Here is a 24,063-nt window from a genome sequence, read left to right as displayed (position 1 = left end):
TTCCTTTTTTCTTTATTATCATAGTTGTTTCATCTTGATGTTTTTGTGGTATAATATTTTATATGTAGGAGGATTATAATAATGAAATATTGTATTTTAAACGGGAAAGTTATTTTAAAAGATCAAGTAATTGATGCAAATGTTTTTGTTAGTGGAAGTAAAATAACAGAAATTTCTAAACGTCAGCCTGAAGATGAAACAGTAATTGATGCTAAAGGACGTTATGTTTCACCAGGATTTATTGATGTTCATAGTCATGGTCGTGGTGGTAGTGATACTATGTATCCTACTTTTGATGATATTAATACAATTACGACAGCTTCTATTAAAACAGGAGTTACTAGTATTTTACCAACAACAATGACAATGTCGGTTGAAGATACTTATGCTGCAATTAAAAATGTTGCTGAAAATATTGATAAAGTAGATGGTAGCAAAATTTTAGGGGTACATATGGAAGGGCCTTTTTTCAATAAAAAATATAAAGGAGCTCAACCAGAAGAATTTATGATTGAACCTACTGTTGAAAATTATCATGCTTTAACTGGTGAATATGACTGGGCAGTAAAAAAATTAAGTTTAGCTCCTGAAAGAGAAGGGTGCATACCTCTAATTGAATATTTAGTTAAAGAAGGAGTAACTGTTAGTATTGGTCATACTGATGCAACTTACGACCAAGCAGTAGCTGGTATTAATGCTGGCGCTACTTCTGGTACACATACTTATAATGCAATGACACCATTAACACATCGTAATCCAGGTGTAGTTGGAGCAATAATGAGTCATGATCAAGTATATGCTGAATTGATCTTAGATGGAATTCATGTTAGTTTCCCAGCTGCAAAAGTATTATTAAAAGCAAAAGGTTTAGACAAAGTAATGTTGATTACCGATTCAATTGAAGCTTCTGGATTACCTGATGGTCAATATAAATTAGGAAATCAGCCTGTATATGTTAAAGATAATGCAGCTAGATTAAAAGATGGGACATTAGCAGGTAGTATTTTAGCTTTAAATGATGCAGTTAAAAATGCTTATAAAAATTTAGATTTAACTATTTATGAAGCTGTTAATCTAGCTAGTTATAATCCAGCAAAAAACTTAAATTTAATTGATTTAGGTGAAATTGCTGTTAATAAAACTGCCGATATCATTATGTTTGATGATGATATTCGAGTTGATTTTGCTATGGTTGATGGCAAAATAAAAATAGGAGGTTAGTATGGTTGTTTTAAAAAATAATTATTTAGAAGTTACACTAGCAAATAAAGGTGCGGAAATTATTAAAATTGTCGGTCAAGAAGATCATATTAACTATATGTGGCGTCGTGACCCTATTCAATGGGCAAATAGTGCTCCGATTTTATTTCCAATAGTAGGTGCTTTAAAAAATAATGAATGCCGTATTGATGGTAAAGTATATTCAATGACGCAACATGGTTTTTCACGTCATAATGAGTATGTTGCTAATCAAATTAGTGATGAAGAAGTTGTATTTACATTAACTTCAAATGAAGAAATTGCTAAACAATATCCTTATTTATTTAAATTAGATGTTACTTATAAATTGGAAAAAAATGTATTAGTATGCAATTGTAAAGTTACTAATATTGATGATAAAATAATTTATTTCCAAATTGGAGGACATCCAGCATTTGCTTGTCCATTTATGGATGATGAATCAAGTAATGATTATTATTTAGAATTTAGTGAAAACGAAACTTTATCACAAAAAGTAATTGATGTTGCTAGAAAAGGAATGTCACGTACAACTATTCCATTTTTTGAAAATGAAAGAAGATTTTTTGTCCGTCAACAATTATTTAGTAATGATGCTATTGTTTTTAAAGATTTTAAATCAGAGTCAGTATCATTAAAATCTTTGAATCATAATAAATCAATAGTATTTCATATGCAAGGATTTAATCATTTAGGATTATGGGCTGCTAAACATGTTGGTGGTTTAATTGCAATTGAACCATGGGTTGGTCATAGTGATTATGTTGATTTTGATGGTGAATTTAAAGATAAAGAAGGCATTGTATCATTAGAACCAAATCATGAATTTGAATGTACTTTTAAAGTTGAAATCAACCAATAATGACATTTATTTTAAATGTTATGTAATATTATTTTTACATGAAGGTAAAAATAATTGAAAAGACACATGAATTAGATTTAGAAGATGAGATCAATGATTTTCTAAACGAAAAAAAACCAATTATATTATCAATGCATTATCAAGTGGCAATGACATTTTCAAATGAGTTAGAATATAGTTTTAGCTGTTTGATTGTATATGAGGATAGTTAGTTTTTAAGGCTATTTAAAGATAGCCTTTTTTGTTTAATAATTTGTATAGTTTTAAAATAAAACGGTAAAACTATCTATGGAGGTGATTTCATGGCACGAGGTGTAAGTTGTCAGGTTGATAGTTGTGTTTATAATGATAATTGTAGTTGTAATGCTAAAGAAATCGTTGTATGCAATTGTCATTGTAATGAAGCAAGAGAGGTACAAGAAACTGCTTGTAAAACATTTAAATGTAGATAGGAACGTCAAGTTCCTATTTTTTTATAAAACTTTAAAAGGTTTACTATTGATACAAAATTCATGATATAATGATAGCGGTGATTACATGAAAAAAATATTATTAGTTATTATGAGTTTGTTGATTTTAACAGGCTGCAGCAATGAAAATAAGGAAGTTGAAATAGATGATAAATATTATAAACAATATCAAAAATATGAAGAAAAGTTAAATGAAGCTAAAGATTTTGAAACTGAAATTACTGATTTTTCAATTAGATTAGTTGTTAACGAAACTGATCAAAATGAATATCGTTATGATGTTATTATTGACAGTCCTAATGTAAATATGTATTATTTACAAGCAATAGCAAAAGTTGAAAATGATGAAAATAGTAGTTTACCAACCCTTGGGGTATTAGAGGAAAATAATTTTTCTTTAGTACCTAATGTAATTGATAAGGAAAAAGGAATTTATAAAGGAGTAAATTTATCGGGAATTACTAATAAATCAGAATTTAACGTATATGTTTATTTAACATATTATTTAAGTGAAAATGATACTAAAAAAGTAGAAAGGTATATAATGTTATATGGAAATGCGGCTTGATAAATTATTAGCAAGTTATGGAATTGGTTCTCGAAAAGAGGTCAAAAATTATATTCGTAAAGGTTTTGTTACTGTAAATGGTAAAATTATAAAAAATGATGATTATAAAGTAGATTACCAGCAAGATGAAATTATTTTTGATGGTGAAGTAATCGAATATCGTCCTTATGTATATTTGATGCTGAATAAACCACAAGGTTATGTTTGTGCGACTAAAGATAATTTACATCCAACTGTTTTAGATTTAATTTTTGGTTATGAAAACTATGATTTGTTTCCAGTTGGACGTTTAGATTTAGATACTGAGGGGCTTTTGTTAATAACAAATGATGGTGATTTTGCCCATCGATTATTAGCACCTAGCAGACATCATTCTAAGGTATATTTTGCTTCAATTGAAGGTAAAATGGACCAGGAGGATGTTGCAGCATTTAAACAGGGAATTGTTTTAGATACTGGATATCGCTGTAAAGAAGCTAATTTAGAAATTTTAGAAGAAACTGAAACAGGATGTAATGTAAAAATAGAAATATTTGAAGGTAAATTTCATCAAATAAAAAAGATGGTGGCTGCATGTAATAAAAAGGTCATCTATTTAAAAAGACTTTCAATAAAAAATTTACAATTGGATCGAACATTGGAATTGGGGGATTTTAGAGAATTATCTCCTATGGAATTAGTCGACTTGATGAATGATTTATGATAGAATTACTTTATATGTAAAGGGGAGTTGTAATGCGTTTAAGAAATAATCCAAAAGCTTATGATATTATGAAAGAAAATGATTCTTTTGTAATCATAGAACCAGAAAAATGTAAAAATAAATGGCACGAGGTATTTGGTAATGATAATCCGATCTATATCGAAATTGGGATGGGAAAAGGAGATTTTATTTATCAAAATGCTTGTCGTTATCCTGATATTAATTTTATAGGTATTGAAAAGTTCCCTAGTGTTCTTGCTGCTGCAATCAACAAGGTGAATAAACAGGAAACTAAAGTAAGTAATATGAAATTAATTCATTATGATGCAATTGAATTAAAAAATATTTTTGCTAATGGTGAAGTTGATCATATATTTTTAAATTTCAGTGATCCTTGGCCTAAAAATAGACATGCTAAAAGAAGATTAACATCGAAACAATTTCTTTCAGTGTATCAGGATATATTAGTTTCAAAAGGAGAAATTGAGTTTAAAACTGATAATCGTGGTCTTTTTGAATATTCATTAGTTTCTTTAAATCAATATCCAATGGATTTATTATATGTAAGCTTAGATTTACATAATAGTCCTGAAAATGAAACTAATATTATGACTGAATATGAAAAAAAATTTTGTGAGAAAGGACCAATTTATAAATTGGTAGCTAGGTATCGAGAAGATGGATAAATTAATAGAAATAAAAACTATTGAAGAGTTTGATAAAGTACGGGTTGGTAAAACAATTTTTATGTTTACGGCTGATTGGTGCCCTGATTGTATGTTTATAAAACCATATATGGGTGAAATTGTTGATAATAATCCAGAATTTAAGTTTTATGTAGTTAATCGTGATAATTTGATTGACTTGTGTAAAGATTTAGATATTTTAGGGATTCCATCATTTATTGGATATAATGATCAACAAGAAATTGGTCGTTTTGTAAGTAAATTACGTAAAACAAAAGAAGAAATACAAGCATTTATTGATAGTTTAAAATAAGAGGTGTAGAAATGTTATTTCATGGATTTTATAATTTAGAACATGTAGGCGATATTTTATTAGCTAGATTAGGTGAGGGAAAGACTTTTTCGTATGATAAACATGATGATCTTGTCGTTTTAAAAGATCAAAAAAATAATATTATTGGTTACAATTTATTAAATGCAAGTAGCCATTTAGGAAAAATAAACGATGGTTTAGTAGATTTTAGTGATGATCAAATTGAAAAATTTAATCAGATTTTAAGCAAATACGATCTACAAACAGTTACTATTGATCGTAATCCAAAATTTATCGTTGGAAAAGTAGTTGAAATTGAAGATCATCCTGATTCTGACCATTTACATATCTGTCAGGTTGATTTGAAAAATGAAACTAAACAAATTGTTTGTGGTGCACCAAATGTAGCACTAAATCAATTAGTTGTTGTGGCAACAATCGGTGCTATTATGCCAAGTGGTATGATCATTAAACCTTCAAAGCTAAGAAAGGTAGATTCATATGGAATGCTTTGTTCAGCTCGTGAATTGAATTTACCAAATGCCCCACAAGTTCGTGGTATTTTAGTTCTTGATGAAGATAAATATCAAGTAGGAGATTCGTTTTTTTAATTGAAAGGAGGAATTCTTAATGTTTAGAGGTTTGTTTAAAAAACATGAAGAAGATGACGATATTTTCGAAGTTGATCCTGTTGTTGAACAAAGACGTAAAGAAAAATTCAGTTCTCCATTAATTTATGATGAGGAATTTCAAAGAGATGAAAATCAAGAGGATGAAGTAATTCCTAAAGCTAAACCAAAAGAAAAAGCAAAACCAGTAGAAAAGAAAGCAACTGTTGAAGAAAAGCCTAAAATGGTTTATCAAATGAGTGAAGTAATTTCACCAATGAATGGTTTGACTAAAAAAGATATTGAAAAAAAACCATCTAAAACAGTAACTGCTAAACCATCGAAAAGAAAAAAGACTGATCAGTTAGTTCCAGTTATTAGTCCTTTCTTTGGTGATTATGAAGAGAAAAAACCAATCGAATCACAAGCAACATTGACTTCAATTAATGAAACTAAAGATGAAGAAGTTATTGAAGAAAAAGTGGAACAAATTGAAAAACTACCTACTGTTGAAGATAACTTAAGAAATATTGCTAAAATTATTGAAGAAGAACAAGATCAGTTAAAAATAATTGAAGAACGTACTGGTGAATTTAAATTAAATTTTGAATCTAATGATAGTAATGATAAAGATTCATTAATTGATGAAATTGACGATAATATGTCATTGGATGAATTGATGAGTCTATATGAAAAGAAATTTAAGGATTAAACATGGTTATTGGAATTGGCTGTGATATCGTAAATTTAAAACGATTGAATATTAATGATGAAAAACTAGTAAGTAGAATTTTAACTAAAAACGAATTAGCTGTTTTTCTAAATAAAAAAAATGATAAACATAAATGTGAGTACTTAGCAGGGCGTTTTGCCGGTAAAGAAGCTTTTTTTAAAGCTTATGGTATCGAACATCAGATGGTATCATTTCATGATATTGAGATTTTAAATGATGAAGCTGGAAAACCCTTTATTAATTTTCCTAATACATTTATCTCAATTTCCCATGATCAAGATTATGCTATTGCTTATGTTGTTGTTGAAGATGAAAAATAATCACCGTTAAGGTGATTTTTTTTAAATATTTTTAGCCAAATTTATAAAGACCAAATAGGACTATTATGACATTTCTGGTCGTTATTTTGACATATTCGGTTTCAAATGTTTCAAATATGCTACATTTTTATAATATGTGATAATGTGGTGATTTTAGGGGTGTTGAAATACTATTTTCCCTCGCTTATAATCGTGTGATGAAGGAGGTATGTTTAGATGTTGAATACAGTTGCTTTAGTGGGAAAATTAGTAGATATTCCAGTTATATCGAATAAAAAAATGTATTTCTGCTTATTCCCTTGATTTTGCTTAATTTCCTTGATATAGCTGCGTTTTGAGAAAATTAATATCTTTTTATAAGCTGTTATAACTTGCTATATCATGAATAAAAAAATGGGTTAAATTGTCATAAATGGGTTAATTAATGGGTTAAAATCCTTGGTCAATTTGATTGATTTGTTTGCTTTATTACATACATATTATTATTAAAAATACATACATACATAAAATATAGGATTTTTAAAAAGAATTAATCACTGATATCACAAATTAAGAAACCATATTCAGGTTTCTTTTTTTTTCGAAATGAATCTTTTTTTGGTGAACTGCCAGGAAAAAAAGGTAGAGGACTTCTAGTGTGCAGTGTACCCGTTTAAGAAGCCTGATATTTAAGTTTTATCAGGAAATCAAAAAAGAAGGGACCGTTGACAGGTCGGGATAGCTGATTTTTTATAAGTGCTCCTTTTTTTTGAAATCTTTTTTTTCTATCTGGTCCTGGAATTTTAGCATATAATTGGTACTTATCATGTATTTTTGTTTCAATTATTCGTGTGTATGTTAAAATGAAATATAATTCAATTGTAAGGATAAGAACTGATACTTTCCATAGGTCTCTTAAGAATATACTGGATGTGACTTATAGTATCCTTTAAAGACAAAATTGCATACACTGATTTTTAAACATTTTATGTGTGCATTATATATTATATAATTTATACAGAAAGTTAAAGATCATCGAACGTCAATCTTTGATGTTTATGCAAGTAGAAAAAAAATGACAGGTGCTTGTCCTTATGATATCAGCTTGATCAAAATATTTAGGGAAAGGAATAAGGTAAAATGAGCTTTAATTATGTTAATGAAATTAAAAACCTAGCTATTGCAACACTTGATATTCTTGATAATGAATTCATAGTTAAAATGGTTGATGGTCAGGATGTACTAGTAAAAAAAGATAATGACACTTTGCTGATCTCGCTTGATAAGAATAGTAATACTGTTTTAAGAATTTACGAATATTCTATTATTAAAGATATTATAGCAATTATAATGCAGGAAGAAGGAGACATAATGCATGATGATATTCTTGATAAGGAGTCTGGTGGATTTGCTCTAGCTATCATGGAGCATTTGACCGATGTTGAAAATATTCTTGTATATATTGCTCCTGAAGAAAGCCTGGCAGCAAATTTGTTTAACGCACTTGATTATTATAGAAACAAGCATTTTGACCGGATCTATGATAAACTGCTTAAAAACGGCATAAGATCAATACAGGATATACATAATCAGCCAATTAAAGAATTGGAAAAAAGAAAGTGATTTAAGATTACATACATAACAATTTAATTAATACATATTGAGCTGATATCTCCTTATTTAAAGGCGATCGTATAAGATCGGCCTTTTTTTGCGCTCTAAGAAAAAAATGGTAAGAACATTATTTCTGATAAAATTTTTCAAAAAGTTTCTCCAACTATTCGGTGTTTGTATTAAATGTGCTAAGTTGCGTTTGTAGGGTATACAACTAACTCTATAATATTGTGAAAAGGAGTGATTTTTCATGAATAATCTTATAATCAATGGGATTAAAAGATTAGAAAATTCTATACGGGAGGTGAGGAGAGACTATTCGCCAGAACAGCTGGTCAAAATTAATGATTTTGTTTCTTCGTATGACGAAATGACTTTGCAGTTGTTTAATGATTGTATAAGTAATGCGGCTTATATTATATCAAGAAAACTGGGGTCCAATAATTATTTGGATACATTATCTTTGGATGATGATACAATTCAATTGCATGATTTTATCAAATGCAGAGCTGAACAAAAAATTAATCTGGAATATTTTAATTCATATTTTGAATCAAAAAATACCCGGTTTTATGATGATGAAATTGAGTTTAAAAGCTATTATCTAACAATGGAAATTGATGAACAATTACAAAATCTGATATTAAAACTGGAAAAAGATAGACTCAACTGTGATCTGAACAGCATGTTGACAAATGACAATATTAAATTGAACTCTGATATTATCTGTTCCAGTGAGGAAAATACATACTTAGAAGAATTTAAAAATTTTATACATAAACTGCTACATTCATATCCGGATTACACATATAATGAGATAAAATATCAGAAATTTGTAAATACGATCATTAACTCAGAAAATGATAAAATATACGAAAACAAGGCAAGAGAAATATTAGATGATGCTGATTATAGTACATTATTCTTAACTTATTTATTTCATATAAATATATTTAATGACTGGACTGTGGAAATCCAGAAAAGCCGTTTAGTTGGATTTTTTCACGATTATGATAAAAAGATCTCACATATCGTTTCAAAGGATATGATCAATATAATGATTGATCAGATTTCAAATGATCGTTCATTTGATGATCAGTATATTGCTATGGTTCAGAATAATACCATCTTTAACAAAGAAGAAGCTAAACATATTTATAATTTGGTTGACAAACTAGATGTTTCAATAAAAAAACAGGTGATAAATTTTGAAAATGATCCGATCTGCTGTAAAGATGATATTGAATCAAAATATAGCAAATATCAAGTCACTGATACGAATGTTTTAAAATTTAAAATTTTAAATTATGAAGATATAAAATCGGATCTGGAAAATATAAAAAGAGAATTAAAGATGGATGATGGTTTCAAAGCATGTCTGAGTCTGGATGAATATCTTGTAGATGGTGATTTTGTAGTAAAAAACCAATTTGCAATGAATGCTTATCAGAAATTCTATGATAAGATTGCAGATATATTGAAAGATCATAAAACTGCTATCGTATATAACGATTGTCGAGATTTTGAGTTTGTTTATTCGGCCATTAATTATTGCAGGAGCTTAAATGAACAATTAAACGAACTTCAAATGATGGTTATCAATTTTGATACAAATTTCCATTCTCAATTGTTGTCAGATGTTTTCGAAAGAGATATCAGCAGAACATTATTCGTCGAATATGAAGATATCGAAGAAGAAAAAGAAAAACTGCTATTTGAAATTCTATCTAACATTACTTTAAATCAAATTTATTACAGTTTTTCCGATAAAGTTCTAGTAAATGCGATAAAGTCAAATTATCTATTTAACCAAAAACAGGCTGAGTGCATCTTAGAAATGATAAAGGAATTTAATTTTAGAATAAAATTATTGCATGCTGGAAAACTGGCTAAGGTATTTTATGAATAATTAACCTGCATAATAATGACATTAACAATATACATACATATTAATTAATTTCTTTAATTATTCGGTTCTTTTTCGTTTTTTGCTAACATTAATTTAGAAAACTGTAAAGGGGTGGTTGATGAGATTATTAAGCAAAATTTTGACTGAGCTTGCGAAATATAACTCTGATGATTATTTTGAAAGCTCATGCTTTTTGTATATCCTGTTTGTCATACATTCTCATACATATTTTAGTTTCACATTTAATAAAACGGGGTATATTAACGATCTATAATGTTAATTAAATTGCTGGTGGGGTGATAAAAATAATTTAATGATAAGATAATTGCTAATGATTAGCAGCAAATACATAATATACACATATAGGTGTCAGATTGCATTGATAATGGATCTGCACTATATGTGTTTTTTATTTTTTAATTATTCGGCTGTTAGATTATATATTGTATAATATTTTTTTTGATTAAAAGTAATAGACAATTCTATGTTTGTTTAATCCTGTATTTTTTAAAAATTTCAAAAAAAATTTTTTTCGATTAAAATTTTAGATTTAAATTATATCTCATTTATTGAAATGCACTATAATACATTTTTTTTGAAAGCAAATAGCGCAAAATATGATGTATAAGTATCAAAATAAAATTTTTTTAACTTTTTTTGAGTATGTGTTTACTAAAAAAAATTAATGTGATATGGGCAGTATCCTAACCAGCAATGAGCTATTGACAACATTTTCATTTATGATATATTTGTGATTGTAATGGAATTTTCTAACGAAATTCTCGTTTAAAATTATTTTTAAAGTCGTGATATTTCTGATTAAATTGTCATTGCCAGACGAATTCCAGAGGACTTTTAAACAGATATGGTACCGTAGCAGTCGCAATTATTAATTCAAAAATATCTTATAAAAAGTTGTGTTTGTTGTGTAAACATAAGTTTATGATTTCCTAAAGAAAATGTGCGTAACCTTGATTGGCACCAGGGGATTGTTCGATGTGAAAACAGTAAATGCAATTCTATATCTACTATTAATCTTAATCAAAAACTAATTTAAAACTAATACAAGTTTATAAAAGTCGTGCAAATTCAGTGGTAAATAAAAGATAAACACTGTCTACGTTAGTATCTGTATTTTCGAAAATATAATTACTATTGCACAGGTGTCGTGAGCCGCAGCTAAGCATCCAAGAGCTAAGCAAATACACGCTAATCTACTAGCAATGACCAACGTGGTTGAAATTTCCATGAGGTACTAGTTAATGCATTTGGTGAGCGCAGCCGTGATGTAAAAGTCAGAAGTGGCGTGGCTGGAAGTCGTAGTGACCGTGAGGTCAGGGGTGATCCGTGCGTATGATTGTTTTTGTATGAAGTAATCATGTGTTCAGGGATGCGAGATGACGAGAAAAAGTTTTCAAGACGGATATGAAGCGATACCGAAGAAACCTAACCTATACCAAAAGATTTTGGGTACGGGAGGGCAAGCTGTGGTGTGAGTTGAAGAATATAACCCTTTTGTAGCAATAGAATCGAATAACAATAGTTTTAGTGTACTTTTTGTATGATTTTCTATTTGTATAATTACTGATTATAATTTGCTGAAATTATAGCAATTATGAGAAATGTAATTGATGAAAATTTGTGAATATTAAATTATGTTTTAAATTTTTTTACTTTTTTTCATCAAAATCAGTAATTATATTAAAATTTTAAATCTAAGATTTTTTTTAAAAATAATATGAAAATGTACAGAATATTCGGTTTTGTTGCTACAAAGGAGTTACCTTCGGCTCCACCTCGGCTTTCCCTTCCTGCCCAAAAGCAAGGCGGGGAGGAGGATTGAAACAAAGCTGGTCCTCTACATGGAACGAGAGGTTGAGACGAAGGTGAAAGCGAAAAGACTGGTGGGCTTGCTCATCGAGGCTTTGAGCTTTAAAAAGAAAAAAAGAATAAGAAATATATATATAGAGATATTCTATTAATGCTTTCTATATACAAAGTTCTATATAAGTGTGTGTTGTTTGAATATCTATTATGTTGCATGTATGTATTCTAACTTTTTCGATTCACATAGTTTGTCTAGATTTAATTCTTCTGCTAAGTCTAGATGTATGGTTCTTAATTTGAATTTCTAAAGGAGTGTGTTGTGTATGTCAGATTTAATGAACAACGATACAGGTAATACAGAGCCTGTTAAAAATAATTCTTTCTGTAGCATTAGGAATTATCCTTTGCCAGATAAATATATCTATCTGGTAGATTACTATAACTCTGCAATCGCTGAAAACGGCGGTAATGAAGATCTGTTCAATGTAGAACTGTTTAAAGCAATCTATGGTGATGGTAAGACACCTGCTGATATTTTAGCTGATTCATTGAAAGGGTTTGATGGCAAGGTCATTATCAAGCTGTTGAATGAAGATTATGCAGATTACTGTAAAGGATTCGCTGGTGACAGTTTTGGTTCGATGTTGACCGGTTTTAACGAAAGTCATGATGAAATCTATTATGCAGATGTCTGGAGAAAAAGTGCTTTTTCAAAAGAGTATGATGTAATTTCAGTATTGCTGCAATATGACAGCAATCCTTCAGTTTCATATCAGTTTGCCAAGAAGATAGCAAAACAGCTTAAACTTTCACCTGCATTTAAAAACGTAATCGATATTCGTGTGTGCTGGAACTGTATCCCGGTAGAGGAATATATCGAACACCAGGAAATGTACCGCAGACAGCTTTTACAGGGCTTTGCGTTAGGTGACAGGAATATAGATGAATTCGGTTTTGATCTTATCAGACTACCTGAAAATGATGTTTCAAGATCAGGTATCTATGTACTGAACTTTGTGGTCAAAACCCTGATACCACAAGTTATCGATCATAAGTCACTGATTGAGCATTCATATTCTGTGCGTGGCAAGAAGTGTTATTACTACAACCAGCCATTAACGAGCGAAGCTTTTCTGTACAAGATGGAACCGATGTACTTCTCGTGTTTCGGTGATATAAATGACATAATGCTTGCTAAAAAGCTTAACAGGACAAACTGAGGAGCTTGCGTATGAACTTTTTTAACAATATGTCAGAATGGTATAAAAAGAGCAGAAAGCAGTTCTCATATGGCGTGATTGCTTTCTTTGAAATGATGCTGTATATGACGGTTCCATTGATACTGGTCATAGTTATACTGGCTTTATCACAATACGGGGTTTTAAAGGTCTGGATGCTGTTTCTTGCTGTAATTGTCTACGGTCTGTTGATGGAAATCTTACGCAGAAGGTTGAAAAGCATGTACACGGTAAAAAGTATCAACAACGAAATCAGGAACAGGATAGAAAAATATAACAGCAAGAACCGTAAAAGAAAGCGAGGTCAGGCAAAAATGTAGTGAGGTGAGAGGATGGCTGAAGCTAAGAAACGCAGACCTGAAGAAAATGATTATGACTACATCAAAAGATTGAAGCATAATCGAAAAGTAAACAAGTATCGAAAAAAGAATGTCCACAATCTGAATCTGTATCTGAATATCAAATACGATATGGATATCATCGAGTGGCTGGATTCATTGGCTGAGTCTAAATCAGCCTATATCAAGTCGCTTATCAGAGAGGACATCAAGAAATATAAATCTTAACTGGAGGTGACATTAAATGAGAGATCTTGGTTTATACAGGGATATGAGCGAAAATACTGAAAATTACAATGTCTTTAATACAAAAATAAATCATTACATCGATTATGTTAATGAACTGATTCCTGAAAATATGCGAAATATCTTGAGTCAATACAATATTTCATACGGAGAATTCTGTAAACGATTCTATGACTTTGAAAACAACAAGATCAGGAAAGAAGATCTTAACAGATTTATCGAATCTTTTTGTGACAGGATAGAGACGATCGAAGTCATGTCTGGAATTCTGCACTAACAAAAATGAGGAGGAAGAAAAGGGATGGAAAATACGGCTACAATTAATATTGAGGAAAAGCAAAATGATGTTGATATTTTATCATTAGATAACGATGTGGATCTGGTATCGACAAGTACAAAGGATGGCAAGGTGGATAAAGAAATCTTAACCAAACAGATTTATAACATAATCAGAAATTCACCTACGTTTAAATGCATTGATGAAGCGGAATCTTCTCGAGCAGGAAGAACTGTCTGTGTCAAATATGCTAAATATATCGAAGCAAAAAAGGTGAGCATGATAAACAAGGAAACTGGTAAGATTCCTCCAGGAAGTGTGATAATTCCACCTGAAAAAGATGTCTGCATGGATGGTCAGAAAATCCTGAAAGATATCATCAAAGACGAACAGAATCCTGCCAGTGAGTTTTACAAGATACTTAGTATCATTGGAAAAATAGATGAACGATACAAAACGGTTTTATATTTATTGTATGTGTTCGATCTTAAGCACCGAGAAGCCTGTCAGGTCATGGGATTAAAATCTAAAGAAGTTAGTGAAATCAAGTTTCAGGCCCATGTACTTGTAGCACATTTAACAGGTAAAACTGTTTTGAAATAGTTTATTTTATTATGACTTTTTCAGATTTTTTTGTTCAATTATCGCAATCATTATGTTAAAATATTTTTTGTCAGTGAAAATCTTTCTATTATTTATATGATAGGTTTTAAATTGAAAACACAAAAAAACTAAATTAACACAATAATCATTTCTAAAAAATAAACACTTAAGACAATACACGATTTAATACCTGTAGATCATAAATTAAAATAATTATAATGCTTAATTATCTTTAAAACATTAGTAAAAGATCCACTGACCTTAGAAAGTACTTCAATTAGCTACTGAAGTACTTTTTTGTTTGTAAAAAAATGACTGTCTAACTATATCATAAAGATGATATAAACGAAACAGTCATTTAGATTATTCCATAATTAATAATAAAATCTTTTAAAACTTTTTTTACAAAATAACGTTAATTTTTTGTGGATATATTTGGGATTTATACAAAAATATGTCATAGAATAATCAATTCTACGACAACAAATATATCACAAATAAATTAGAAAAAAAAGTAAAAATGACAAATTTACCATAATTGAGACATTTATCCTTAGTTTATTATAATGATTGAGTGTTTTAACACCAAAAAATTAATATAAAAAGGAGAATAAGTATCATGACAAACAATAATGAAATTACATTTAAACATTTAACATATGAATGGTTAGAACTGAAAAAGTTATCTGTAAAACAGACTACATATGCAAAATATTCAAATATAATTGATGTTCATTTATCGGATTTATTAGAACAAAGTGAATTATTAAACTGGAGTATAACTGATTATAAAAGTCTATTAAAAGAGCTATCAGAAAAAGGTTTGGCTGCTGCTACGGTAAAGACTATCATATATGTACTGAAATCAATAATTAACCATGGTGAACGTAATTATAATATTGAACATATCAACCTTTCATGTTTGAAAATAGAGACTTATAAACATGAAATACATGTACTAAATGATAATGAGCGTATCAGATTAGCAGAATTTTGTCAATCAGGATACAGACCGGTACAGATAGCTGTTTATATTAGCATGTATTCTGGAATGAGAATTGGCGAAATTTGTGGATTAAAGTGGGAAAATATAAACTTTGATAATAAAACAATAGAAGTCCTTAGAACTGTTCAGAGACTTAAATCTGATAGTGATAGCAATAGTAAAACCAAGTTACTAATTTTTCCCCCTAAAACAGTCTCATCAAAACGTATAGTGGTAATGACAGATTTTTTAGCAGAATACCTCTATAATTATAAGAATTCCTGCGACCCTGTCTCTTCAGAGCATTTTATTCTTACCAACAGTATAACGATCCCAGAACCAAGGAATATTCAGAGAAATTTTAAAAAAGTTTGTAATATATTAGATATTGATATTAATTTTCACATTTTGAGACATACTTTTGCAACTAACTGCATTAAGTATGATATGGATTTAAAAGTTTTAAGTGAGTTGTTGGGTCACGCTAACATAACAACTACAATGAATTTATATGTACATCCTACATTAGAGTTCAAATCTCAACAGATTAATAAAATTCCTAAATAATGAGTCGCAGAATTGATTATTCTGCGATTTTCATTTAATTATGATAAAGAAAGATGTGAAAGAATGTATTGGTATTTTTTACGGTATAAGTCCGATTCTTCGGAAAATTTGATTAATTTCTTCAATAGTCAGCAAAATACTTTTGCTTTTATACCTAAAACTGAAAAATGGTACAGTATAAATGGTGTTAAAAGCTGGGTTGTCAAAAATATGTATCCTGATTATGTATTTGTTAGATGTGATCTTGATGAAATTTCTTTTATGAGAAAATATAAGGAGTTTTTGGAATCTGTTAAAAATTCAGTTACTCTTGTAAATCAGGGGAATTCTTTATCTCTTCAGCAATCTTTATCAGCTATATATGACAAGCTTTTTAATGGTGAAGATACTATAAGGCACTCCGTTGGCAATATTGTCAATTCTAAACTGATTGTTGATACTGGACCAATAATGGGGCTTGAGGATTATGTTATAAAAATTAATCGCCATCATCGTATTGCTATGCTGGATTTTCGTTTAAATAATTCAGTTATTAAGATACCATTGGAAGTAGTCAGCAAAAGCTGACAGGAGAGTCAAGATGTTTGAAATGAAAAATATTTATGGCAAGATGAATAAAGAGCATCAAAAGCTGATGGAAGATAATCAGTCGCATATTGAAAATATGCTTGATTATGCCATCATGGAATTAGTAGAGATTGCTAAAAATAATGATATCTTCTTGGTTGATAATCTTAATCTCTGCAATACATATGAAGAAGTATTTGAGTGTTTAAAACATCGTTCTCAAAAAAGGATAGATTGAAGCAAATAGAATGAATTATTATGTATTGTACTGTCAGACACTTAAAGCTGAAAAAGTCTGTTCTAGGTTAAACAAAAAAGATGGTATTTATGCTTATATTCCAAAAATGGAATATTATTTTCGATTACATGATGAAATAGTTTTGAAAGTCATGTTTCCTGGATATGTTTTTATTAAGACAAAGCTGAATCAACTTGAATTCGATAATTTATTGTATTCACTAAACGAAGAACGTGATGGGATTATTAAGGAACTTAAGAAGACTGATGTTTCAGCACTTACTAAAGATGAAATAAATCTATTTAAAAAACTTCTTGATGACGAAGGTATTCTAAGGATGTCATATGGATATAAAGAAAACGGGATGACGGTTATTACAAGTGGACCACTGATTCATTTTGAAAACTGTATCATCAAGAGCGACAAAAGAGATATGATTGCTGTTTTAGATATCAAATTTTTTGACAGGTATATTAAAGCCGGACTATTTTATAAACAAAGCAAACAGGTAAAATAAATAAGATAATGCGTGTGGCTGTCTCTGCCATTATCTAAATTATTTGAACATAGTTTTTCTGCTCAAGATAGATAATTATCTTGGGTAGGAGAACTATGTTCTTTTTTTGTTTATATAATCACAAATTAATAACAATATTTCTTTCATATTATATAGAAAGGGGAGAGGGTATTAGAATTGATTAATGATTACAGATTCATTAATCAACTAAAAAAACAATGAATAACTATAAGATAAGAGTCAGACAGATAATTCTAATGATTATAGATGTTCTGTGTATTATAGTTTCGCTTTATGGTTCTTTAATACTTAGATTTGAAGGAACGGTTAATCAAAGATACATTAATAATATTAATGAAGTTATTTTAATTATTATTGTATTAAATTTAATCGTTTTTATCTGGGTGAAAATGTACAAAAGCTTATGGCAGTTTGCCTCAATGGTCGAATTATTTAATATCTTATGTGCAACTACTATTGGTAGTTTGATTAATATTGCTGTTTTTGAAATAAGTAATAACGAATTACCAGAATCATGCTATTTTTTATATTTTCTACTAATAACATTATGTTTAGGATTTACAAGATTTACTTATCGATTGCTTAGAATCTATAAATTACATATTCACCAAATGAGTCGTAGAGAATTACAAAAAGTAATGATTATTGGAGCTGGTTTAGCTGGTGAAAAGACTTATCGTGAGATTATTTATAATCCAACGATCTATAAACAAGTTGTCTGTTTTATTGATGATGATAAATCAAAAAAAGGATGTCGAATTCATGGTGTAACTGTTTATGGTGGACGTGAAAAAATCATTGAAGCAGCTAAAAAGTTTGGTGTTGAGGAGATACTACTAGCAGTGCCTTCTGGTAATCGAAAAGAAGTAGCCGATATTTTAAATATTTGTAAAGAAACAAAATGTCAGATAAAAAAATTGCCAGGTATTTATCAGATGATCAACGGTGACATTCATATTAGTGACTTTAAAGATGTAGAAATACAGGATTTGCTTGGTAGAGAGCCTATCAAGGTTAATATTGAAGATATCATTCGTTATGTAACTGGTAAGGTAGTAATGGTAACTGGTGGCGGTGGTTCGATTGGCAGTGAACTATGTCGTCAGATTGCTGCTAGTGGTCCTAAGCAGTTAATTATTGTTGATATTTATGAAAACAATGCCTATGACATTCAATTAGAGTTAAAACATAAATATCCTAACCTTAATTTAGAAACGATCATTGCTTCAGTTAGAAATTCGAAAAAAATAGATAAATTATTTGAAAAATATCAACCTGATATTGTTTACCATGCAGCAGCTCATAAACATGTACCGTTGATGGAAGATAGTCCTAATGAAGCGGTTAAAAATAATGTTTTTGGAACATTGAATTTAGTAAAAGCTGCTGATAAATATAAAATTAAGAAATTTATTTTAATATCAACTGATAAAGCAGTAAATCCAACTAACATCATGGGAGCTACTAAAAGAATCTGTGAGATGATTGTTCAAACTTACAACAAACGATCACAAACAGAATATGTAGCAGTAAGATTTGGTAATGTTTTAGGGTCAAACGGATCAGTCATTCCATTGTTTAAAAAACAGATCAAAGAAAGGGGACCGGTAACGGTAACCCATCCTGATATCATCAGATATTTCATGACGATACCTGAAGCAGTTTCTCTAGTTTTACAGGCTGGAGCCTTTGCTAAAGGCGGTGAAATCTTTATCTTAGATATGGGTAAACCAGTGAAGATAGCCGATATGGCTCGAAATTTGATCAAATTATCAGGTTATGAACCAGATGTTGATATCAAGATCGAATATACAGGACTTAGACCCGGTGAAAAATTATATGAAGAATTATTAATGAAAGAAGAAGGATTACAAGATACACCAAATCATCTGATCCATATTGGTAAACCAATTGAATTGGATGAAGAAACTTTCTTTAATAAACTAACAAACTTAAAAGAAGCGGTTTATAAAGAAACCAGTGATGTTCGATCATTAGTAAAAGACATCGTACCAACTTATAAACCGAAGGAGGATAGATAATATAGCATCTGCTATATTTTTTATTATGGAGAAAGGGGAATATAATGGAACCATTTGAAAAGAAAATATGGTTATCATCACCTACAATGCATGGTGAGGAACTCAAATATATAACACAGGCATATGAGACCAATTGGATGTCTACTGTAGGCGAAAATATTAATGAAGTGGAAAGAACTGCTCAAGAATATATTGGCTGTAAGCATACAGTAGCATTATCTGCTGGAACAGCAGCTTTACATCTGGCAGTAAAATTAGCTGGAGTAAAACATGGTGATTATGTATTTTGTTCGGATATGACTTTTGCAGCAACTGTTAATCCTGTTGTCTATGAAGGCGGTATCCCTATTTTTATTGATAGTGAAAGGGATACTTGGAATATGGATCCTCAAGCGTTAGAAAAAGCATTCGAACTATATCCAGATGTAAAAGTTGTTGTTGTTGCTAATTTGTATGGTACACCAGCTAAACTTGATGAAATAAAGGATATTTGTGATAAGCACCATGCAATATTAATTGAAGATGCAGCTGAATCGTTAGGTGCAATTTATAAAGGAAAACAAACTGGGACTTTTGGTAATTACAATGTTATTTCGTTTAATGGAAATAAAATCATAACTGGTTCTTCTGGAGGAATGCTTTTAACTGATAATGAAGAAGCAGCAAATAAAGCTAGAAAATGGTCAACTCAATCAAGAGAAGCAGCCCCATGGTATCAGCATGAGGAATTAGGGTATAATTATCGGATGTCTAATGTTATTGCAGGAGTAGTTAGAGGTCAATTCAAATATCTTGATGAACATATAGCACAAAAAAAAGCAATCTATCAAAGATATAAAGAAGGATTTAAAGACTTGCCAGTAACCATGAACCCATTTATCGAAGATATCATGGAACCAAATTACTGGTTATCGTGTCTTTTAATAAATAAAAAAGCTATGTGCAAACAGGTAAGATCAGAAAATGAAACATTATATATCGATGAACCAGGTAAAAGTTGTCCTAGTGAAATCCTAGAAACATTGACTAAATATAATGCTGAGGGAAGACCGATATGGAAACCAATGCATATGCAGCCAATCTATGTAACAAATCCATTTGTAACTAGACATGGAAATGGTCGAGCTCAAAGTAATGCTTATATCAAAGGAGAAGTAGTAGATGTAGGGATGGATATTTTTAATCGTGGTCTATGTTTACCATCAGATAACAAAATGACAATAGAAGAACAAGAAGCAATTATTGAAATCGTAAAGGAATGTTTTAAATAATGTATCGGTTATTCATCAAACGATTATTAGATTTTGTTTTATCATTAATTGCTTTAGTTATCTTAAGTCCAGTTATCTTGATAGTAGCAATATTAGTAAAAATAAAACTAGGTTCACCAGTTTTATTTAAACAGGAGCGACCTGGAAAGAATGAAAAGATATTTAGAATGTACAAATTTAGAACGATGACTGACAAAAAAGATGAAAATGGTAATTTATTACCTGATGAAATTAGATTAACTAAGTTTGGAAAATTATTAAGATCAACAAGTCTAGATGAACTTCCTGAACTTTTTAATATTTTAAAAGGAGACATGTCAATAGTAGGGCCAAGGCCATTACTGGTAAAATATCTTCCTTTATATAATGAATATCAAAAACACCGACATGATGTCAGACCTGGATTTACCGGTTGGGCCCAATGTAATGGAAGAAATGCATTAAGTTGGGAAGAAAAGTTTGATTTGGATGTTTATTATACAAAACATGTTTCATTTTTATTGGATTTAAGAATTATTTTTAAAACTATAAAAATTGTTTTGTTTAGGGAAGGGATTTCTAGTGAAACATCAGTGACTATGGAAGAGTTTAGAGGTAGTTCAAATGGCTGAAAAATTGATTATTATTGGTGCTGGAGGACATGGAAAAGTAATTGCAGATATTGCAAAGCTAAATGGGTACAAAGAAATATATTTTTTAGATGACGATATAAATAAACAGTTTAATGGTAAATACAAAGTAGTAGGAACATTAAATGACATTGGAAAATATCTAAATGATTATGATTTTTTTGTTGGAATTGGAGATAATCAAATTAGAAAAACAATTACCAAAAGATTAAATGAATTAAATATTGAACTACCTGTATTAATACATCCAAGTGCAATTATAGATGAAACGGTAAGTATACAACCAGGTACTGTAGTTATGGCAAATGTAGTTATCAATGCAGATTCAAAAATAGGAATTGGATGTATTATTAACACTTCATCATCAGTAGATCATGATTGTTTGATTAATGATTATGCACATATTTCTCCTGGGGTTCATATTGCAGGAAATGTGCATATTGGGGAAGATGTATGGATAGGAACAGGGGCCACTATCATTAATAATACTAATATATATAAAGATTGTATTATAGGTGCTGGTGGAGTTGTAATTTATGATATCAAAGAAAAAGGAATTTTTGTTGGATGTCCTATAAGGAGAATCAGATAATGAAAAAAATGTTAATAGTAGCAACCGTTCCATCGATGATTGGTCAATTTAATATGAATAATATATCGATACTTTTAGAATTGGGATATACAGTTCATGTTGCCTGTGATTGGAATGATAGAAGTGTCTGGACTACTGAAAAAATCAATGCTTTAAAAGAACAACTAAATAATTTGGAAATTAAATATTATCAAATTGATTATTCTCGTTCAATATTTTGTATAACAAAGCATCTTAAATCATATAAACAGACACTAGACTTGGTTAGTAAAAATCAATATGATTTTATTCACTGTCATACACCTATTGCCAGTGTTATTGCAAGATTAGTTTGTAAAAAAACTAATACAAAATGTGTATATACTGCACATGGTTTTCATTTTTTTAAAGGTGCTCCACTGAAAAATTGGATGATTTTCTATCCTATAGAAAAATGGTTATCTAAATATACAGATGTTTTAATCACAATTAATAAAGAAGATTATAAGCGTGCTAAATCTAATTTTAAAATGAAAAAACTGGAATATATTCCCGGAGTAGGAGTCGATGTTGCTAAAATACAATCTATAATTGTTGATAAAGAAAAGAAAAAAGAAGAACTTGGGATAGATAATAATAGAAAAATTTTGATTTCTGTTGGTGAATTAAGTGAAAGAAAAAATCATAAAATTATTATTGAAGCTATAGCAGGTTTAGAAAACATTACATATATAATATGTGGTCAAGGTACATTAAAACAACAATTATTAGATTTTGCCAAAAAAAAGGATGTTGATTTGAAATTATTAGGTTTTAGAGAAGATAGGTTGGAATTAATAAAGATTTCTGATATTTTTGTTTTTCCTTCATTACAAGAAGGATTACCTGTTGCTTTAATGGAAGCTATGGCTTGTGAAACTTTATGTGTTGCAAGTGATATAAGAGGTAACAATGATTTAATAAAAGATAACGAAAATGGTTTTTTATGTAATCGTAATGATTATAAACAATATTCTACTAAAATCGTCCAATTATTTAATGATGCAGAATTAAGGAGACAGTTTATTGATTTTAATAAAGTAAAAATAAAAAAATATGATGGCTGTGAAATAAAAAAATTAATGTTGAATATATATTCTTTATTTTAATAGCTTAGACTATTTGGATAAATTAATAGTAAATATATTAAAAAAGTAAAAAAATATTTTTATAGGAGGAAGAAATGAAGAATGTAACTGTTTTGTTATCTTCATATAATGGAGAAAAATATATATCTGATCAAATCAAAAGTATTTATGCTCAAAAGGAGGTTAATGTGTCTTTAATAGTTAGAGATGATGGTTCTAATGATAATACTATTAAATTATTAAGAATGTTGGGAAAAAAATTAAATTTTAAGTGGTATAGTGGCGATAATATTGGAGCCGCATTTAGCTTTCAAGAATTATTATTTGATTGCAATCTAGATTCTGATTACTATGCTTTTTCTGATCAAGATGATATTTGGAAAGAAGAAAAACTTATTAAAGGTATAAATAAAATGATTAGATTTGAAGATGTTCCTTGTTTATATTACTCTAATTATGAAATTGTTGATAATCAATTAAATAATTTAAAATCTGTTAAACTTAAATTATATACATTAGGTAATACTATTTTAGGGCAAGCACCTTTAGGTTGTACAATGATATTAAATAAAAAAATGATTGAAATAGTTAGAAAGAAAAAATCAGAAAAAATGCGAATGCATGATCATTGGTGCTTATTGACATGTTTGGCTTATGATGGAAAAGTAATTTATGGACATGAAAAAACGTTATTATATAGGCAACATTCAAATAATGTTGTAGGTGGAAATCCTAATATTAATACAAAAATTAAAAGATACTATAGATCTTTTTTTTATGGAAATAATGAAAGATTACAACAAATCTTAGAATTTAAAAAAATACATGGTTCTTATTTATCACAAAATAATATTAATATTATTAATTTGATTTGTTCGTATAAAGAGTGTTTAATCAATAAGATTAGAGTTATATTTAATCGTCAATTAAAAACAGGAAGTTTTTTTAAGGATATCATTTTTATTATTTCTATTATATTTAATAGATTCTGATAT

28 protein-coding genes are annotated in these 24,063 nt (G+C 29.2%); all 28 read left to right on the top strand.

Annotation, left to right across the window (positions count from 1 at the left end; translation table 11 throughout):
- Positions 1-81 precede the first annotated feature (81 nt).
- The 28 genes from nagA (at position 82) to ABGT36_RS07320 (ending at position 24,060) form a co-directional block, all read left to right on the top strand.
- Entirely contained in the window at positions 82-1,221 is a 1,140-nt protein-coding gene (gene nagA / locus ABGT36_RS07455) for an N-acetylglucosamine-6-phosphate deacetylase (RefSeq protein WP_087370480.1), read from the top strand.
- A 1-nt stretch (position 1,222) separates the two neighbouring features.
- Complete coding sequence (locus ABGT36_RS07450; RefSeq protein WP_087298478.1) at positions 1,223-2,101, top strand: aldose 1-epimerase family protein; 879 nt, start codon at positions 1,223-1,225, stop codon at positions 2,099-2,101.
- A gap of 38 nt (positions 2,102-2,139) precedes the next feature.
- Positions 2,140-2,313 carry a sporulation protein Cse60 gene (locus ABGT36_RS07445; protein ID WP_087298479.1) on the top strand — a complete coding sequence of 58 codons (174 nt, stop codon included), beginning with the start codon at positions 2,140-2,142 and terminating at the stop codon, positions 2,311-2,313.
- A gap of 90 nt (positions 2,314-2,403) precedes the next feature.
- A complete protein-coding gene (locus ABGT36_RS07440) occupies positions 2,404-2,553 on the top strand; it encodes a DUF1540 domain-containing protein (RefSeq protein ID WP_087298480.1) in 150 nt (49 codons plus the stop codon).
- A gap of 85 nt (positions 2,554-2,638) precedes the next feature.
- Positions 2,639-3,139, top strand: a complete 501-nt coding sequence (locus ABGT36_RS07435; protein ID WP_346677514.1) for a membrane lipoprotein lipid attachment site-containing protein — start codon at positions 2,639-2,641, stop codon at positions 3,137-3,139.
- A complete protein-coding gene (locus ABGT36_RS07430; RefSeq protein ID WP_087298482.1) occupies positions 3,123-3,842 on the top strand; it encodes a pseudouridine synthase in 720 nt (239 codons plus the stop codon). The genes ABGT36_RS07435 and ABGT36_RS07430 overlap by 17 nt, the downstream gene beginning before the upstream one ends.
- A 32-nt stretch (positions 3,843-3,874) precedes the next feature.
- Positions 3,875-4,528: a tRNA (guanosine(46)-N7)-methyltransferase TrmB gene (gene trmB, locus ABGT36_RS07425; RefSeq protein WP_087370475.1), complete on the top strand. Its 654-nt coding sequence runs from the start codon at positions 3,875-3,877 to the stop codon at positions 4,526-4,528.
- Entirely contained in the window at positions 4,521-4,841 is a 321-nt protein-coding gene (locus ABGT36_RS07420; RefSeq protein WP_087298484.1) for a thioredoxin family protein, read from the top strand. Before trmB ends, ABGT36_RS07420 begins: the two co-directional genes overlap by 8 nt.
- Before the next feature lie 11 nt (positions 4,842-4,852).
- The gene (gene ytpR, locus ABGT36_RS07415; RefSeq protein ID WP_346677512.1) at positions 4,853-5,452 is read left to right on the top strand and encodes a YtpR family tRNA-binding protein; all 600 of its coding nucleotides are present in this window, start codon (positions 4,853-4,855) and stop codon (positions 5,450-5,452) included.
- A 19-nt stretch (positions 5,453-5,471) separates the two neighbouring features.
- Positions 5,472-6,161, top strand: coding sequence for a hypothetical protein (locus tag ABGT36_RS07410; protein ID WP_087370472.1), 690 nt, complete (start codon positions 5,472-5,474; stop codon positions 6,159-6,161).
- A 2-nt stretch (positions 6,162-6,163) separates the two neighbouring features.
- Entirely contained in the window at positions 6,164-6,502 is a 339-nt protein-coding gene (gene acpS / locus ABGT36_RS07405; RefSeq protein ID WP_087298487.1) for a holo-ACP synthase, read from the top strand.
- Positions 6,503-7,621: 1,119 nt separating this feature from the next.
- Positions 7,622-8,104: a hypothetical protein gene (locus ABGT36_RS07400; RefSeq protein WP_346677509.1), complete on the top strand. Its 483-nt coding sequence runs from the start codon at positions 7,622-7,624 to the stop codon at positions 8,102-8,104.
- 241 nt (positions 8,105-8,345) lie between these two features.
- The gene (locus ABGT36_RS07395) at positions 8,346-10,004 is read left to right on the top strand and encodes a hypothetical protein (RefSeq protein WP_346677507.1); all 1,659 of its coding nucleotides are present in this window, start codon (positions 8,346-8,348) and stop codon (positions 10,002-10,004) included.
- A 2,150-nt stretch (positions 10,005-12,154) separates the two neighbouring features.
- Positions 12,155-13,051, top strand: coding sequence for a hypothetical protein (locus ABGT36_RS07390; RefSeq protein WP_346677505.1), 897 nt, complete (start codon positions 12,155-12,157; stop codon positions 13,049-13,051).
- A gap of 11 nt (positions 13,052-13,062) precedes the next feature.
- Positions 13,063-13,389 carry a hypothetical protein gene (locus tag ABGT36_RS07385; RefSeq protein ID WP_346677503.1) on the top strand — a complete coding sequence of 109 codons (327 nt, stop codon included), beginning with the start codon at positions 13,063-13,065 and terminating at the stop codon, positions 13,387-13,389.
- Positions 13,390-13,401: 12 nt separating this feature from the next.
- Positions 13,402-13,635 (top strand): hypothetical protein, encoded by a 234-nt coding sequence (locus tag ABGT36_RS07380; RefSeq protein WP_346677501.1) that lies wholly within the window; start codon positions 13,402-13,404, stop codon positions 13,633-13,635.
- A gap of 16 nt (positions 13,636-13,651) precedes the next feature.
- Positions 13,652-13,930: a hypothetical protein gene (locus ABGT36_RS07375; protein ID WP_346677499.1), complete on the top strand. Its 279-nt coding sequence runs from the start codon at positions 13,652-13,654 to the stop codon at positions 13,928-13,930.
- 24 nt (positions 13,931-13,954) lie between these two features.
- Positions 13,955-14,533 (top strand): hypothetical protein, encoded by a 579-nt coding sequence (locus ABGT36_RS07370; RefSeq protein ID WP_346677498.1) that lies wholly within the window; start codon positions 13,955-13,957, stop codon positions 14,531-14,533.
- A 619-nt stretch (positions 14,534-15,152) separates the two neighbouring features.
- Entirely contained in the window at positions 15,153-16,085 is a 933-nt protein-coding gene (locus ABGT36_RS07365) for a site-specific integrase (RefSeq protein ID WP_346677496.1), read from the top strand.
- A gap of 63 nt (positions 16,086-16,148) precedes the next feature.
- Positions 16,149-16,652 (top strand): transcription termination/antitermination NusG family protein, encoded by a 504-nt coding sequence (locus ABGT36_RS07360; protein ID WP_346677494.1) that lies wholly within the window; start codon positions 16,149-16,151, stop codon positions 16,650-16,652.
- Positions 16,653-16,665: 13 nt separating this feature from the next.
- Complete coding sequence (locus ABGT36_RS07355; RefSeq protein ID WP_346677492.1) at positions 16,666-16,890, top strand: hypothetical protein; 225 nt, start codon at positions 16,666-16,668, stop codon at positions 16,888-16,890.
- A gap of 10 nt (positions 16,891-16,900) precedes the next feature.
- Positions 16,901-17,407, top strand: a complete 507-nt coding sequence (locus ABGT36_RS07350) for a transcription termination/antitermination NusG family protein (RefSeq protein WP_346677490.1) — start codon at positions 16,901-16,903, stop codon at positions 17,405-17,407.
- 257 nt (positions 17,408-17,664) lie between these two features.
- On the top strand, positions 17,665-19,470 hold the full coding sequence (locus tag ABGT36_RS07345; protein ID WP_346677488.1) for a nucleoside-diphosphate sugar epimerase/dehydratase: 1,806 nt from the start codon (positions 17,665-17,667) through the stop codon (positions 19,468-19,470).
- A 44-nt stretch (positions 19,471-19,514) separates the two neighbouring features.
- Complete coding sequence (locus ABGT36_RS07340) at positions 19,515-20,741, top strand: aminotransferase class I/II-fold pyridoxal phosphate-dependent enzyme (protein WP_346677486.1); 1,227 nt, start codon at positions 19,515-19,517, stop codon at positions 20,739-20,741.
- Positions 20,741-21,352 (top strand): sugar transferase, encoded by a 612-nt coding sequence (locus tag ABGT36_RS07335; protein ID WP_346677484.1) that lies wholly within the window; start codon positions 20,741-20,743, stop codon positions 21,350-21,352. Before ABGT36_RS07340 ends, ABGT36_RS07335 begins: the two co-directional genes overlap by 1 nt.
- Positions 21,345-21,962, top strand: coding sequence for an acetyltransferase (locus ABGT36_RS07330; RefSeq protein ID WP_346677482.1), 618 nt, complete (start codon positions 21,345-21,347; stop codon positions 21,960-21,962). Before ABGT36_RS07335 ends, ABGT36_RS07330 begins: the two co-directional genes overlap by 8 nt.
- Positions 21,962-23,089, top strand: a complete 1,128-nt coding sequence (locus tag ABGT36_RS07325) for a glycosyltransferase (protein ID WP_346677480.1) — start codon at positions 21,962-21,964, stop codon at positions 23,087-23,089. The genes ABGT36_RS07330 and ABGT36_RS07325 overlap by 1 nt, the downstream gene beginning before the upstream one ends.
- A gap of 74 nt (positions 23,090-23,163) precedes the next feature.
- Entirely contained in the window at positions 23,164-24,060 is an 897-nt protein-coding gene (locus tag ABGT36_RS07320) for a glycosyltransferase (protein WP_346677478.1), read from the top strand.
- The last annotated feature ends 3 nt before the right edge of the window (positions 24,061-24,063 follow it).

The sequence above is a fragment of the Erysipelatoclostridium sp. An173 genome (assembly GCF_963931465.1).
In the GTDB taxonomy this organism is placed as follows: Bacteria; Bacillota_I; Bacilli_A; order Erysipelotrichales; family Coprobacillaceae; genus Thomasclavelia; species Thomasclavelia merdavium.
Note: the sequence above shows the minus strand (reverse complement) of the source record. Positions and strands in the feature narration are given on the sequence as shown.

Coding starts and splice junctions, on each gene's coding strand:
- nagA (WP_087370480.1), top strand. CDS start 82: ATGAAATATTGTATTTTAAACGGGAAAGTTATTTTAAAAGATCAAGTA.
- ABGT36_RS07450 (WP_087298478.1), top strand. CDS start 1,223: ATGGTTGTTTTAAAAAATAATTATTTAGAAGTTACACTAGCAAATAAA.
- ABGT36_RS07445 (WP_087298479.1), top strand. CDS start 2,140: ATGAAGGTAAAAATAATTGAAAAGACACATGAATTAGATTTAGAAGAT.
- ABGT36_RS07440 (WP_087298480.1), top strand. CDS start 2,404: ATGGCACGAGGTGTAAGTTGTCAGGTTGATAGTTGTGTTTATAATGAT.
- ABGT36_RS07435 (WP_346677514.1), top strand. CDS start 2,639: ATGAAAAAAATATTATTAGTTATTATGAGTTTGTTGATTTTAACAGGC.
- ABGT36_RS07430 (WP_087298482.1), top strand. CDS start 3,123: ATGGAAATGCGGCTTGATAAATTATTAGCAAGTTATGGAATTGGTTCT.
- trmB (WP_087370475.1), top strand. CDS start 3,875: ATGCGTTTAAGAAATAATCCAAAAGCTTATGATATTATGAAAGAAAAT.
- ABGT36_RS07420 (WP_087298484.1), top strand. CDS start 4,521: ATGGATAAATTAATAGAAATAAAAACTATTGAAGAGTTTGATAAAGTA.
- ytpR (WP_346677512.1), top strand. CDS start 4,853: ATGTTATTTCATGGATTTTATAATTTAGAACATGTAGGCGATATTTTA.
- ABGT36_RS07410 (WP_087370472.1), top strand. CDS start 5,472: ATGTTTAGAGGTTTGTTTAAAAAACATGAAGAAGATGACGATATTTTC.
- acpS (WP_087298487.1), top strand. CDS start 6,164: ATGGTTATTGGAATTGGCTGTGATATCGTAAATTTAAAACGATTGAAT.
- ABGT36_RS07400 (WP_346677509.1), top strand. CDS start 7,622: ATGAGCTTTAATTATGTTAATGAAATTAAAAACCTAGCTATTGCAACA.
- ABGT36_RS07395 (WP_346677507.1), top strand. CDS start 8,346: ATGAATAATCTTATAATCAATGGGATTAAAAGATTAGAAAATTCTATA.
- ABGT36_RS07390 (WP_346677505.1), top strand. CDS start 12,155: ATGTCAGATTTAATGAACAACGATACAGGTAATACAGAGCCTGTTAAA.
- ABGT36_RS07385 (WP_346677503.1), top strand. CDS start 13,063: ATGAACTTTTTTAACAATATGTCAGAATGGTATAAAAAGAGCAGAAAG.
- ABGT36_RS07380 (WP_346677501.1), top strand. CDS start 13,402: ATGGCTGAAGCTAAGAAACGCAGACCTGAAGAAAATGATTATGACTAC.
- ABGT36_RS07375 (WP_346677499.1), top strand. CDS start 13,652: ATGAGAGATCTTGGTTTATACAGGGATATGAGCGAAAATACTGAAAAT.
- ABGT36_RS07370 (WP_346677498.1), top strand. CDS start 13,955: ATGGAAAATACGGCTACAATTAATATTGAGGAAAAGCAAAATGATGTT.
- ABGT36_RS07365 (WP_346677496.1), top strand. CDS start 15,153: ATGACAAACAATAATGAAATTACATTTAAACATTTAACATATGAATGG.
- ABGT36_RS07360 (WP_346677494.1), top strand. CDS start 16,149: ATGTATTGGTATTTTTTACGGTATAAGTCCGATTCTTCGGAAAATTTG.
- ABGT36_RS07355 (WP_346677492.1), top strand. CDS start 16,666: ATGTTTGAAATGAAAAATATTTATGGCAAGATGAATAAAGAGCATCAA.
- ABGT36_RS07350 (WP_346677490.1), top strand. CDS start 16,901: ATGAATTATTATGTATTGTACTGTCAGACACTTAAAGCTGAAAAAGTC.
- ABGT36_RS07345 (WP_346677488.1), top strand. CDS start 17,665: ATGATTATAGATGTTCTGTGTATTATAGTTTCGCTTTATGGTTCTTTA.
- ABGT36_RS07340 (WP_346677486.1), top strand. CDS start 19,515: ATGGAACCATTTGAAAAGAAAATATGGTTATCATCACCTACAATGCAT.
- ABGT36_RS07335 (WP_346677484.1), top strand. CDS start 20,741: ATGTATCGGTTATTCATCAAACGATTATTAGATTTTGTTTTATCATTA.
- ABGT36_RS07330 (WP_346677482.1), top strand. CDS start 21,345: ATGGCTGAAAAATTGATTATTATTGGTGCTGGAGGACATGGAAAAGTA.
- ABGT36_RS07325 (WP_346677480.1), top strand. CDS start 21,962: ATGAAAAAAATGTTAATAGTAGCAACCGTTCCATCGATGATTGGTCAA.
- ABGT36_RS07320 (WP_346677478.1), top strand. CDS start 23,164: ATGAAGAATGTAACTGTTTTGTTATCTTCATATAATGGAGAAAAATAT.